The sequence below is a fragment of the Glycomyces tarimensis genome, from assembly GCF_054776215.1.
This window is the reverse complement of sequence record NZ_BAAHCB010000021.1, coordinates 111,779-124,039: the sequence shown is the minus strand read 5'-3', so window position 1 is coordinate 124,039 and position 12,261 is coordinate 111,779. Positions and strand designations below refer to the sequence as shown.

General features: G+C 69.6%; 13 protein-coding genes. 4 read left to right on the top strand and 9 right to left on the bottom strand.

Features of this window, described 5'->3' with window-relative positions:
• Window positions 1–83: 83 nt before the first annotated feature.
• The 7 genes from ACYVK3_RS17575 to ACYVK3_RS17545 all read right to left on the bottom strand — a co-directional run bounded on the left by ACYVK3_RS17575 (window position 84) and on the right by ACYVK3_RS17545 (window position 3,681).
• Window positions 84–890 carry a TrmH family RNA methyltransferase gene (locus tag ACYVK3_RS17575; RefSeq protein WP_460498631.1) on the bottom strand — a complete coding sequence of 269 codons (807 nt, stop codon included), beginning with the start codon at window positions 888–890 and terminating at the stop codon, window positions 84–86.
• Window positions 891–1,274 carry a 50S ribosomal protein L20 gene (gene rplT, locus ACYVK3_RS17570; protein WP_460498630.1) on the bottom strand — a complete coding sequence of 128 codons (384 nt, stop codon included), beginning with the start codon at window positions 1,272–1,274 and terminating at the stop codon, window positions 891–893.
• A 46-nt stretch (window positions 1,275–1,320) separates the two neighbouring features.
• Window positions 1,321–1,515 (bottom strand): large ribosomal subunit protein bL35, encoded by a 195-nt coding sequence (gene rpmI, locus ACYVK3_RS17565; RefSeq protein ID WP_460498629.1) that lies wholly within the window; start codon window positions 1,513–1,515, stop codon window positions 1,321–1,323.
• A 79-nt stretch (window positions 1,516–1,594) separates the two neighbouring features.
• Complete coding sequence (gene infC, locus ACYVK3_RS17560) at window positions 1,595–2,167, bottom strand: translation initiation factor IF-3 (RefSeq protein ID WP_460498628.1); 573 nt, start codon at window positions 2,165–2,167, stop codon at window positions 1,595–1,597.
• 319 nt (window positions 2,168–2,486) lie between these two features.
• A complete protein-coding gene (locus ACYVK3_RS17555) occupies window positions 2,487–2,960 on the bottom strand; it encodes a PH domain-containing protein (RefSeq protein WP_460498627.1) in 474 nt (157 codons plus the stop codon).
• A 23-nt stretch (window positions 2,961–2,983) separates the two neighbouring features.
• Window positions 2,984–3,355, bottom strand: a complete 372-nt coding sequence (locus ACYVK3_RS17550; protein ID WP_460498626.1) for a hypothetical protein — start codon at window positions 3,353–3,355, stop codon at window positions 2,984–2,986.
• Window positions 3,356–3,375: 20 nt separating this feature from the next.
• Entirely contained in the window at window positions 3,376–3,681 is a 306-nt protein-coding gene (locus ACYVK3_RS17545; RefSeq protein WP_460498625.1) for a hypothetical protein, read from the bottom strand.
• A 121-nt stretch (window positions 3,682–3,802) separates the two neighbouring features.
• Between ACYVK3_RS17545 and ACYVK3_RS17540 the strand changes: the two genes are divergently transcribed.
• The 4 genes from ACYVK3_RS17540 (at window position 3,803) to ACYVK3_RS17525 (ending at window position 10,404) form a co-directional block, all read left to right on the top strand.
• The gene (locus tag ACYVK3_RS17540; RefSeq protein ID WP_460498624.1) at window positions 3,803–5,296 is read left to right on the top strand and encodes an aminopeptidase P family protein; all 1,494 of its coding nucleotides are present in this window, start codon (window positions 3,803–3,805) and stop codon (window positions 5,294–5,296) included.
• A 429-nt stretch (window positions 5,297–5,725) separates the two neighbouring features.
• Window positions 5,726–8,449, top strand: a complete 2,724-nt coding sequence (gene acnA, locus ACYVK3_RS17535) for an aconitate hydratase AcnA (RefSeq protein ID WP_460498732.1) — start codon at window positions 5,726–5,728, stop codon at window positions 8,447–8,449.
• 90 nt (window positions 8,450–8,539) lie between these two features.
• Window positions 8,540–9,265: a sulfite exporter TauE/SafE family protein gene (locus ACYVK3_RS17530; protein ID WP_460498623.1), complete on the top strand. Its 726-nt coding sequence runs from the start codon at window positions 8,540–8,542 to the stop codon at window positions 9,263–9,265.
• Window positions 9,266–9,351: 86 nt separating this feature from the next.
• Entirely contained in the window at window positions 9,352–10,404 is a 1,053-nt protein-coding gene (locus ACYVK3_RS17525) for an NAD(P)-binding domain-containing protein (RefSeq protein WP_460498622.1), read from the top strand.
• Here ACYVK3_RS17525 and ACYVK3_RS17520 read toward each other — a convergent pair.
• Both ACYVK3_RS17520 and ACYVK3_RS17515 read right to left on the bottom strand, forming a co-directional pair.
• Window positions 10,397–11,233, bottom strand: a complete 837-nt coding sequence (locus ACYVK3_RS17520) for an endonuclease/exonuclease/phosphatase family protein (RefSeq protein ID WP_460498621.1) — start codon at window positions 11,231–11,233, stop codon at window positions 10,397–10,399. The genes ACYVK3_RS17525 and ACYVK3_RS17520 overlap by 8 nt on opposite strands.
• 85 nt (window positions 11,234–11,318) lie before the next feature.
• Window positions 11,319–12,233, bottom strand: a complete 915-nt coding sequence (locus ACYVK3_RS17515) for an endonuclease/exonuclease/phosphatase family protein (protein WP_460498620.1) — start codon at window positions 12,231–12,233, stop codon at window positions 11,319–11,321.
• Window positions 12,234–12,261: the final 28 nt, after the last annotated feature.

Here is a 12,261-nt window from a genome sequence, read left to right as displayed (position 1 = left end):
CCGGAGGAGATGTGGACAGCTAGCGCCACAGCCCGCACCCGGCGGGCTGGATAAACGAGCGGCTGCTGTACGACATGGTCCGATCATATCCTCTTGCGCTGCGCGGAGGCACTCTCGTATAGGCACACTCCGGCGGCGACGGCGAGGTTGAGGCTCTCGGCTTTCCCCCAGACGGGGACGCCGACGCGGCGGTGCGCGAGCGCGGCGGTGGCGTCGTCGAGGCCGTGGGCCTCCGCTCCGAACAACCAGACGGTCGGCGCGTCGAGCTCGCCGTTCGCGCCGAGCGCGAACAGGTCGTCGCCTCCGGCGTCGGCGGCGAGGATCTGGGTCTCGTTGAACACGTCGAGCATCTCGGCGGTGTCGGCGCCGCGGATCACCGGCAGGTGGAACAGGCTGCCGGCCGAGGCGCGCACGCACTTGCCGTTGTAGGGGTCTACCGAGTCGGTGCCGAAGACGACGCAGTCGGCTCCGGCGGCGTCGGCGGCGCGCAGGATCGTCCCGGCGTTGCCGGGGTCGGTGATGCCGTGGAGCACCGCGACCAGCTTCGCTGCGGGCGGCAGGCGCTGGTCGAGGAACCGGCAGACCGCGATGAGCCCCTGCGGAGTCACGGTCTCGGCCAGCGACTCCAGGGCTTCGTCGGTGACCGGGTGCAGGTGCGCGCCGGCCGCGTGGGCGGCGTCGACGAGGTCGTCGTGCTTGACGTCGGCGTCGATCGTGTAGAACAGGTCGTCCACGACGCCGGCCCCGATCGCCTCGCGCACGGCCTGCGGGCCTTCGGCGAGGAACCGCTCGGCCTTGTCGCGGCCGCGCCGGCGCTGGAGCTTCCGGGCAGCGACAACCCGGGACGATCGCGGCGTGAGCGCGTCCGTCCCGGGTTCGGCGTCGGTCATCTACTGCTCGACGGGTGCGTTGACGTCCTCGGGCAGCGCCGCCTTGGCGACCTCGACGAGCGCGGTGAACGCGGCTGCGTCGTTGACGGCGAGCTCGGCGAGGATCTTGCGGTCGACCTCGACCTCGGCGAGCTTCAGGCCCTGCATGAAGCGGTTGTAGCTCATGCCGTTGGCGCGGGCGGCCGCGTTGATGCGGGTGATCCACAGCTTGCGGAACTCGCGCTTGCGGGCCTTGCGGTCCCGGTAGGAGTAGGTGTACGAGTGCAGCAGCTGCTCTTTGGCCTTGCGGTACAGGCGGGAGCGCTGGCCACGGTAGCCCTTGGCCTCCTCGAGTACGGTGCGACGCTTCTTCTTGGCGTTCACCGAACGCTTAACGCGTGCCACAGTTCTTTCTCCTTGCGATAAAGCGGATGTGAGTCAACGGGGGGAGCTAACGGCCCAGCAGCTTCTTGACCTGCTTCTGGTCGGCCTTCGCCACCTCGGTGCGGCCGTCCTTGCCGCGCTTGAGCTTGGAGGTCTTGTGCTCCATCAGGTGGTTCTTGCCGGTCTTGCGGCGCATCAGCTTGCCGGAACCGGTGACTTTGAACCGCTTCTTGGTGCCGCTGTGGGTCTTCATCTTCGCCATCGTGCTTCTCCTCATCGTTCAACGGCCGCGGCTGGAGCGGGCGCCGGGCGCCCGCTGTCGCTCACGGCACGTGGGCGGTCTACTCCGCGGTGGCTTCTTCTTCGACCTCGCGGTCACGGCCGCCCTTGCGGCCGCCGCCTTTGACATCGCCCTTCGGGCGGTGCGGTGCGACCACCATGACCATGTTCCGGCCGTCCTGCTTCGGGGCCGACTCGACGGAGCCGAGCTCGGCGATCTCGTCGGCGAGCTTGTCGAGCAGGCGCCGTCCCAGTTCGGGGCGCGACTGCTCGCGGCCGCGGAACATGATGGTGATCTTGACCTTGTCGCCGGCCTTGAGGAAGCGCACGATGTGACCCTTCTTGGTCTCATAGTCGTGCGTGTCGATCTTCGGCCGAAGCTTCATTTCCTTGATGACGGTCTGCTGCTGGTTGCGGCGCGAGGCACGGGCCTTCTGAGCGGACTCGTACTTGAACTTGCCGTAGTCCATGAGCTTGCAGACCGGCGGTCGGGCGGTGGGCGCAACCTCGACCAGGTCCATGTCGACGTCGGCGGCCAACTGCAGGGCCTTGTCGATCGACACGATGCCGACCTGCTCACCCTGCGGGCCGACCAGCCGCACTTCCCGTGCCCGGATCTGGTCGTTAACGCGCAAATCGCTGATGGGGCCTCCTAGTTTCGCGATTCTCGCCGGTGCCTCGCACCGGCGACCCGTGGTCGTTTCTCGATTCTCATGTCCGCGCCGGGTAACGCGTCCACGCAGCAGGCCCCAGTTCCCAACAAAAAAGCCTCGGCGCACAGCCAAGGCCCATTTCCATGACACGACGGCCTCGGGTGAGGTGTCGTGTGCGACCCGTTCGCCCGTGGGGCTGCGGGTGGGAGCTGGGCTCCGCTTTACGGTGCGCCGCCCGAAGGCACGCACAACTGTCAAGTATAGCCACACGCTACGGACGCTGGCGCCTGAAGGACCCCGGCTATGAGCTGCGCGACTGTTCGAGCAGCGCTCGCAGGTGCTTGATGGCGGCCACGGCCCGCTCCTTGTCGGTGATCTGGATGGCCATGATCGAGATCTCGTCGTCGTCGGCCAGCTCAAGGGTGGCCCATTGGACGCGCTCGGGCAGGGAGACGTCGGCGACCAGCTCCCAGGGCAGGCGGTGGGTGGCGACGACGTTGCGGATCTCGACGCCGTGCTCGTCGGCGCGGACCCGCAGGCGCAGGAACGACAGGATGAGCGCGGCGCCGATGACGCCGAGCCCGATCATGGCGGCCTGGTCGGCGGGGTGGACCGTGCCGCCGCCTTCGGTGCGGGCGCCCAGCGAGAAGGACAGCGCGAAGAAGGAGCCGGCGAACATGATGGCACCGGCCCACGCTCCGATCCGGGACTTTCGCGGCTTGTAGTCGAGCGGGCCGACCTCGGTCATGGGCTTCGTCTCCTGTACGGCGTTCATGCTTCTCCCTCCGGGGGCTACCCCTATGGCAGCTGGTCTATCTCCAGGCCCGAGTCGAATGCCAGCAGTGTCTTCGGCTCACCGGTCACGATGGGCCAGCCGGGGCGTTTCAGACCACACCAGGCGACGTGCCCGGCGGCGATGTTGCCGTGCTGGCGCGAACGCGAGAGCATCAGGCCGACGTCGCGGGCGGACTTCTTATCGAGGTCCATGACCACCGTGACCGGCAGGCCGAGCAGCACCAGCAGGGCGTCACGGTCTCGGCGGCGCGCCTGCGCCCATGCCTCGGCGAGCGCGCCCGAGGGAATGGCGAGCACCACGTTCTGCTCGAGCGCGGTGAACACCACTGCCTGGGGGTAGGGCATGGAGGTGGCGAAACCCACGATGGCCGACACGTCCAGAATTCGGCCACCGATCACTTCTTGCCCTCTCCTTCGTCGTCGTTGACGCCGAGGACTTCGCGGGCCCAGGCCAGGTGCTCGGCGCCGGGCGCCTGCCCCTTGCGTTCGAACAGGTCTTGGAGCTCGCTCAGGGAGCGGTCGCGTTCGAGGCGCTCGGCGACGGCCGCGATCACGTAGTCGGCGACCGAATCGGCTCTCCCCACGGCGACGAGCCGGCGGATCTGCTCGATCTGCTCGGCGGGCAGGGAGATGCTCGAACGCGGGGAGCCCGCCCCCGCTCCGGATGGAGGATTGAGCGACGAATTGGCGCGATCGGTCACGGTCACAGATTAACGGGGCGCGGCGCTCGGGCGGCACCCGACATGACCGCATTTGCGCCCCGACCACAGAGGTACGGTCAGAGGGAACGCTTGAAACCCGAGCTGTAGAGAAGGACCAGGCATGGCTGAGAAGAAGTCCGGTGAACGGCCGCACGACCCCAAGTTCCCCCAGAAATTCCTGGAGTTCATGCGCTCGGGTTGGGGCCCTTCCGATCTCGACGTCACCGAGCTCGATCTGGCGCCGTACTGCGCGCGGCGGCGCGAGGCCGTCTCGGCCGCGTTCCCCGGCGAGGTGATCGTGGTGCCCACCGGCGAGGAGCAGGTGCGCGCCAACGACACCTTCTTCCACTTCCGGCCCGGCTCGGACTACGCGTGGCTGACCGGCGACCTCGACCCCGAGGGCGTGCTGGTGATGCAGCCGACGGGCGCGGGCCACGACGCGGTGCTCTACCGCAGGCCCCGCAAGGGCACCGACTCCGACGAGTTCTTCCGCTCGGCCAAGTACGGGGAGCTGTGGGTCGGCCGCAAGAACTCCCTGGAGGAGACCGCCACGCTGCTCGGGATCGAGTGCCGCGACATCGACGGCCTCGGCGCCGTGCTCGACGGGGTGAGCCGCTCGCGGGCCCGCGTGCTGCGCGGCATCGACCCGAAGATCGACGCCTGCTTCGAGGCCGAGGAGGCCACCGACGCGGAGGGCAGGCCGGCGCTGACGCGCGACGGCGAGCTGGCCGCCGTGCTCTCGGAGCTGCGGCTGACCAAGGACGCCTGGGAGCTGGCGCAGCTCCAGGAGGCGATCGACGCGACGGTGCGCGGCTTCGAGGACGTCGCGCGGATCCTGCCTGCCACCGGGTCGATTCCCGAGCGCCTCATCGAGGGCGTCTTCGGCACGCGGGCGCGGCTGGAGGGCAACGGCGTCGGCTACAACTCGATCGTCGGCGCCGGTTCGCACGCGACGGTGCTGCACTGGATCACCAACGACGGGCGCACAACGCCCGGCGAGCTCATCCTCATGGACATGGGCGTGGAGAACAACCGGCTCTACACCGCCGACGTCACCCGCACGCTCCCGGTGAGCGGCTCGTTCACCCCGCTCCAGCGGCAGGTCTACGACATCGTCCACGCCTCGCAGCAGGCCGGCATGGACGTCATCAAGCCGGGCACGGAGTTCCAGGAGATCCACCGGACGTGCATGCGGGTCCTCGCCGAGGGCCTGTCCGACCTGGGCGTGCTGCCGGTCTCGGTCGACGAGGCGCTCGCCAAGGACTCGCTGGTCTACCGCCGCTGGACGCTGCACGGCTTCGGGCACATGCTCGGCCTCGACGTCCACGACTGCGCGGCCTCACGCCCCGAGCACTACTACAAGGGCCGGGTCGAGGAGAACCACGTGTTCACCGTCGAGCCGGGCCTGTACTTCCAGCCCAACGACGAGCTCGTGCCCGAGGAGCTGCGCGGTATCGGCATCCGCATCGAGGACGACGTGCGGGTCACCGCCGAGGGCTGCGAGAATCTTTCGGCCGGGCTCCCGCGCGGCGCCGACGAGGTCGAGCAGTGGCTCGCCGCTCAGCGCGAGGCCGGACCCCGCTTGGCGACGCTCGCGAGCCATGATCTGGCCTAGCTTGGCGACGCTCGCGAGCCATGATTCGGCCCGACTTGGCGACGGAGTCCCCACTGTATGGAGTATTCGCTGGTACACATGCCAAGGTCAGGGTGCGTGCAGGGACCGAAATCCCCCCGCGTATAGTCCGAATTAAGGCTTATATCCACCGCACCGGGCCGGCGGCGGCGATCAACACCGCACACCAACCGCCCGCCGCCGCCGGCCTTTAACCTCTCCGGTGCGAGTGTCCTCCCTTTCCCAGATCAGGCGATCGCCGCCGCCTAGAATCGGCGTGGTAAGGTTGCACTCGTTAAATAAGACGGACGTACTGTTTACTTATTCGGGCTCTGTGCCGCCGCTCCCCTCCCGGCCGACCTCCGTCGCCGATGCCTGACGCTGCGGCAGACTGAGTCCGACAACCCAGATCAGAATCAGGAGCTCTAGATGGTGAGCACGGACTCCTTCGGCGCCCGCGAGGCCCTGCGGGTCGGCGAAAACGAATACGACATCTTCCGCATCGACAAGGTCGAGGGCCACGACCGGCTGCCGTACAGCCTCAAGGTCCTGCTCGAGAACCTGCTGCGCAACGAGGACGGCGCGGACATCACCGCCGACCACATCCGCGCGCTCGGCTCGTGGGACCCGGCCGCCAGGCCCAGCACCGAGATCCAGTTCACGCCCGGTCGCGTCATCATGCAGGACTTCACGGGCGTCCCGTGCGTGGTCGACCTGGCCACCATGCGCGAGGCCGTGCGCGACCTCGGCGGCGACCCGAGCAAGGTCAACCCGCTCGCACCCGCCGAGATGGTCATCGACCACTCAGTGATCGTCGACTTCTTCGGCCACCCGGACTCCTTCAAGCGCAACGTGGAGCGCGAATACGAGCGCAACCGCGAGCGATACCAGTTCCTGCGCTGGGGCCAGACCGCCTTCGACGAGTTCAAGGTCGTCCCGCCGGGGACCGGCATCGTCCACCAGGTCAACATCGAGCACCTCGCCCGCGTGGTCATGGTCCGCGACGGCCAGGCCTACCCCGACACCTGCGTCGGCACCGACTCGCACACGACCATGGAGAACGGCATCGGCGTCCTCGGCTGGGGCGTCGGCGGCATCGAGGCCGAGGCCGCGATGCTCGGCCAGCCGATCTCGATGCTCATCCCGCGCGTGCTCGGCTTCAAGCTCTCCGGCGACCTGCCGCCCGGGGCCACCGCCACCGACCTGGTCCTCACCGTCACCGAGATGCTCCGCGACCACGGCGTCGTCGGCAAGTTCGTGGAGTTCTACGGCGACGGCGTCGCCAGCGTCCCGGTCGCCGACCGCGCCACGCTCGGCAACATGAGCCCGGAGTTCGGCTCGACCTGCGCGATCTTCCCGATCGACGAGCGCACCGTCGACTACCTCCACCTGACCGGTCGCTCGCCCGAGCAGATCGAGCTGGTCGAGGCCTACGCCAAGGCCCAGGGCCTGTGGCACGACCCGAGCCGCGAGGCCGCGTACTCCGAGTACCTCGAGCTCGACCTGTCGACCGTGGTGCCCTCCATCGCCGGGCCCAAGCGCCCGCAGGACCGCATCGCGCTCGACCGGGCCGACCACCAGTGGCGCCGCGACGTGGGCAACTACGTCACCATCGACGAGGGCAGCTGGGAGTCCTTCCCGGCCTCCGACTCCCCCGCGGTCACGCCCAACGGCGACCGCCCGCACAACCCGCAGACCGTCAAGGCCGACGACGGCGTGTTCGAGCTCGACCACGGCGACGTCGTCATCGCCGCGATCACCTCCTGCACCAACACCTCGAATCCGTACGTCATGGTCGGCGCCGGGCTCCTGGCCAAGAACGCCGTCGAGGCCGGCCTGGCCTCCAAGCCGTGGGTCAAGACCTCGCTGGCACCGGGCTCGCAGGTCGTCACCGGCTACCTGACGCGGGCGGGGCTCTCGTCCTACCTGGACAAGCTCGGGTTCAACCTGGTCGGCTACGGCTGCACCACCTGCATCGGCAACTCCGGGCCGCTCCCGGAGGAGATCTCCCAGGCCGTCCAGTCCGGCGACCTCGCCGTCACCTCGGTCCTGTCGGGCAACCGCAACTTCGAGGGCCGCATCAACCCCGACGTGAAGATGAACTACCTCGCCAGCCCGCCGCTGGTCGTGGCGTACGCGCTCGCCGGGACGATGGACGTCAACCTGACGAGCGACCCGATCGGCAAGGGCAAGGACGGGCAGGACGTGTACCTGCGCGACATCTGGCCGACCCTCGAGGACATCCGCGAGGTCGTCGACGGCAATATCGGCCGCGAGATGTTCCTCGAGGAGTACTCCTCCGTCTTCGACGGCGACGAGACCTGGAGGAGCCTGCCGATCCCGACCGGCGACACCTTCGAGTGGGAAGACGACTCGACGTACGTGCGCAAGGCCCCGTACTTCGACGGCATGCCGGCGAACCCGACCGCGGTCGAGGACGTCGAGGACGCCCGGGTGCTCGCCAAGCTGGGCGACTCGGTGACGACCGACCACATCTCCCCGGCCGGTTCGATCAAGGCCGACTCGCCGGCCGGCGACTACCTGAAGTCCAAGGGCGTCGGACCGAAGGACTTCAACTCCTACGGTTCGCGGCGCGGCAACCACGAGGTCATGGTGCGCGGCACGTTCGCGAACATCCGCCTGCGCAACCAGCTCGCCCCCGGCACCGAGGGCGGCTGGACGCGCGACTTCACGCAGGCCGACGGCCCGGTGTCGACGATCTACGACGCCGCCCAGAACTACGCCGCGGCCGGGACGCCGCTGGTGGTGCTGGCCGGCAAGGAGTACGGCACCGGCTCCAGCCGCGACTGGGCCGCGAAGGGCACGCGCCTGCTGGGCGTCAAGGCCGTCATCGCCGAGTCGTACGAGCGCATCCACCGCTCGAACCTCATCGGCATGGGCGTCCTGCCCCTCCAGTTCCCCGAGGGCGAGTCGCACCAGAGCCTCGGCCTGACCGGCGAGGAGACCATCTCGATCAGCGGCATGACCGCGATCGACGACGGCATCCCGCCGAGCGTGACGGTGCGGGCCACCGCTCCCGACGGCACGGAGAAGACCTTCGCGGCCGTCGTCCGCCTGGACACCCCCGGAGAGGCCGCCTACTACCGCAACGGCGGCATCCTCCAGTACGTCCTGCGGGGCCTGCTCGCGAAGTAGCCGCATCGATCGATCAGGGGCGGACCGTACGGTCCGCCCCTTTTCTCCTGGACCACCTCCCGCCTCCCGCCTCCCGGAAAGCCTCCCCCCGTGCTCATCTTCATCGGCGTGTTCGCCGTGCTCGCCCTCGCCTCGGTCGTGCGGACCACCGCCGGCTTCGGGTTCGCGCTCGTCTCGGTCCCGCCGCTGGCGTTCCTGCTCGATCCCGTCACGGCGGTGGTCGTCGCCGGCATCATCGCCGCGCCGCTGAGCATCTCGATCGCGGTCAGGGACCGCGAGCACATCGACCGCCGCCTGCTGGCGGTCATCCTCGGCTTCGGCGTGCCGGGGGTACCGCTCGGGGTGTGGGCGCTCAACGTGCTGCCCGAGGACGCCCTCATGCTCGTCATCGCCGCGGTGGTCCTGCTCGGCATGTTCATCGTGTGGCGCAAGACCGTCCTTCGCGGCGGCATGGCCACCCTCGCCGGGGTGAGCCTGTTCGCCGGGGCCTCGTACGGCGCCACCGGCATCGACGGCCCGCCCATGGTCGCCGCCGCGCAGGGGCTCGGCCTGCTGCCGCGGGTCCAGCGCGCGACGCTGTCCGTGTCCTTCGCCGCCACGAGCCTGACCGCGCTGGCCGGCTTCGCCGTCAGCGGGCAGCTGACACCGGCCGTCGGGCAGACGCTCCTGATCGGCGTCCCGGGTCTGCTCATCGGCATCGTCGCCGGGGAGCGCCTGTTCAAGCGGCTCAACGCCGAGCGGTTCCGGCAGGTCGTCCTCGCGCTCCTGGTCGTCAGTTCCGTCTCGGTCCTCACCCGCGCGCTGTCCCTCGGCTGAGGGCGGCGGAACGCTTCCCCGCCCCGGAGTCGTGAGGGCCCTCACGCCCGGGAATTCGCTCCCGGCACCGCCGGGTTGCACCTGGCATGAGGCGCGAGGTCGCAGTGGTCGTCGTCGGGGCCGGGCAGGCCGGCCTGTCGGCCGCTTACCACCTGCGCAGGCACTTCGAACCGGAGACCGGCTTCGCCGTCCTCGACCACGCCCCGACCGCCGGCGGCGCCTGGCAGTTCCGCTGGCCGACCCTCACCTTCACGACCGTCAACGGCGTCTATCAACTGCCCGGCATGCCGGTGCCCGAGCCCGACGAGTCCACCCCCGTCGCCGACGTCATCCCCGGATACTTCGCCGAGTACGAGCGCGCCTTCGACCTGCGCGTCCAGCGGCCGGTGTCGGTGCGGTCGGTCAGGTCGCTGCCCGACAAGCGCCTCGCGGTCGAGACCGACCGGGGCGTGTGGATCGCCAGGGCGCTCGTCAACGCCACCGGCACGTGGGAGCGGCCGTTCTGGCCGCACTACCCCGGCCAGGAGCGCTTCGCCGGGCACCAACTGCACACCGCCCAGTACCGCGGCCCCTGGGAGTTCGAGGGCCGGCGCGTCGTGGTCGTCGGCGGCGGCATCTCCGCCGTCCAGCATCTGATGGAGATCCATCCGCTCGCCGCCGAGACCCACTGGGCGACCAGGCGCGCACCCGAATGGCTCGAGGAGGAGTTCGACTTCGAATACGGCCGCAAGGTCGTCGCGAAGGTCGAGGAGCGGGTGCGCCGGGGCCTGCGCCCGCAGTCGGTCGTCAGCGTCACCGGTCTGCCGGTGACCCCCGAGATCGAGGCGGCGCGCGAGGCGGGCGTCCTCGATCGGCTGCCGATGTTCGACCGCATCGAAACGGACGGCGTCGCTTGGGACGACGGCCGTTTCCTCACCGCCGACGTGATCCTGTGGGCCACCGGGTTCCGGGCCGCCCTCGACCACCTCGCGCCGCTGAAGCTGCGCGGACCGGGCGGCGGCATCGCCATGGACGGCACGCGCGTCGCGGCGGATCCTCGCATCCACCTGGCGGGCTACGGGCCGTCGGCGAGCACGATCGGCGCCAGCCGGGCCGGGAGGGCCGCGGTCGCCGAGATCCGCGAGCTCCTCGCTACCTGAGGCTCACCAGCGCCTGCACCGGCCAGTGATCGGACGGCGTCAGGCCGTCCTCCGCGAAGCTGTTGACGGCGGCGCGGTGGACCGCGAGGCCCTGCTGGACGAGGATCCAGTCGATGCGGCGGCTCCCTTCGACCGGGCCGGGCCGCCAGCCGTTGAACGTGTTCCAGGCGGGGGTGAGGCGCTCGTCGGCGACGTCCCAGGCATCGATGAGGCCGCCGCGGACGAGGATCTCGTACGCCTTGGAGTCCGGGTTGCAGTTGAAGTCGCCGGCGACGATGGTCGGGGAGCCGAAGTCGGCGATGACGCGAAGGTTGAGTTCGGCGCCCTTGCGCCTGGCGCGCTCGGAGCGGTGGTCGAGGTGGTTGTCGACCACGTGGAACTCCTTGCCGGTCTCCAGATCGCGGAAGCGGACCCACGTGAGCATGCGGACGGTATGGCTGCCCCAGCTGCGGGAGCCGATGACGTGCGGGCGCCGGGAGACCCACAGGTGGTCGTACTCGACCGGCGTCAGCCGCCGCTCGTCCCAGAAGATCGCGGTGGCCTCGCTGCGGCTGCCGCCGCCGCGTCCGAGGTGGACGCAGTCGTAGCCGTCGAGATCGGCCTTCAGGTCGAGGATCTGGCGGAACCGTCCCTCCTGTGTGCACAGCACCGTGGGGCGTTCGCGTCTCAGGAGGGTCCTCACGAGCGGTCGGCGCTTGCCCCACGAGTGCGGCGCGGTGCCGGTGGCGGCGCGGAGGTTGTAGGTCATCACGTGGATTCGGGGTCCGCGCGCGGGGCCGATGAGCGGCGTGTCGCGGTCGGGTTCGAGCCGATCTTCCGGGGCGACCATGCCTGCGACGATAGCGTCTGCGGCGGTGATTGTGTCGTGAACGGCCCGAGGCGGCCGCATTCGACGGCCGCCTCGGCATCGGTCGCTAGAGCGAGATCAGCGCCTGCGCCGGCCAGTGGTCGGACGGCGTGAGGCCCTTCTTGGAGTAGGTGTTGACGCCGGCTTGGTGGATGCGGACGTCGGGGGTGGCCATGATCCAGTCGATGCGCCTGGCCTCCTCGCTGGGGACCGGGTCCCAGCCGTTCCAGGTGCCGTAGACGGGCGTGACCTGCTGCTCGGCATCGAGCATCGTGTCGACGAGCCCGCCGTCGGTGAGGATCCGGTGGATCGCGGTGTCCGGGGTGTTGTTGAAGTCGCCGGCGACGATGACCGGCGCGTCCCACGGGGCGATGACCTCGAGGTTCATGTGCGCGCCCCTCTGGCGCGAGTCCTCGGACTGGTGGTCGAAGTGGTTGTTGACCACGTAGAAGTCCCGGCCGGTGCGCAGGTCCTCGAAGCGGACCCAGGTGAGCATGCGGACGACGTTGTTGCCCCAGCCCTTGGAGCCGATGAGTCGCGGCGTGTCGGACAGCCACAGGTGGTCGTACTCGAGGACCTTGAGGCGGTCGCGGACCCACATGATCGCCGTCGCCTCGCTCTGGGAGCCGCCGAGGCGTCCGAGGTGGACCCAGTCGTAGCCGCGGAGGTCGGCGAGGACGTCCTGGAGTTGGCCGTACAGGCCCTCCTGAGTGAACAGGATGGTGGGCTGCTCGGTGCGCAGGACCGTCTTGACGCGGGGGCGGCGCTCCTCCCAGGTGTGCGGGGAGGGGTTGCCACCCTCGTAGCGAAGGTTGAAGGTGAGCAGGTGGATCCGGTCGCCCGAAGGCGGACCGATGAGAGCGCCGTGCCCGGCGGCGTCCTGGGCGTGCGCGGTGCCGGTGAGGGCGGTGTTCGCGACGGCGGTGGCGCCGAGCGCGAGGCCCGCGCCGAGGACATTTCGTCTACTGAGGACTTTTCTCATGGAAGCTCCTGATCTCAGGAGGAACAGG

Bases quoted from the DNA above. Each gene is read 5' to 3' on its own strand.
- ACYVK3_RS17575 (WP_460498631.1), bottom strand. From the start codon at position 890: ATGACCGACGCCGAACCCGGGACGGACGCGCTCACGCCGCGATCGTCC.
- rpmI (WP_460498629.1), bottom strand. From the start codon at position 1,515: ATGGCGAAGATGAAGACCCACAGCGGCACCAAGAAGCGGTTCAAAGTC.
- ACYVK3_RS17555 (WP_460498627.1), bottom strand. From the start codon at position 2,960: ATGAACGCCGTACAGGAGACGAAGCCCATGACCGAGGTCGGCCCGCTC.
- ACYVK3_RS17540 (WP_460498624.1), top strand. From the start codon at position 3,803: ATGGCTGAGAAGAAGTCCGGTGAACGGCCGCACGACCCCAAGTTCCCC.
- ACYVK3_RS17525 (WP_460498622.1), top strand. From the start codon at position 9,352: ATGAGGCGCGAGGTCGCAGTGGTCGTCGTCGGGGCCGGGCAGGCCGGC.
- ACYVK3_RS17520 (WP_460498621.1), bottom strand. From the start codon at position 11,233: ATGGTCGCCCCGGAAGATCGGCTCGAACCCGACCGCGACACGCCGCTC.
- ACYVK3_RS17515 (WP_460498620.1), bottom strand. From the start codon at position 12,233: ATGAGAAAAGTCCTCAGTAGACGAAATGTCCTCGGCGCGGGCCTCGCG.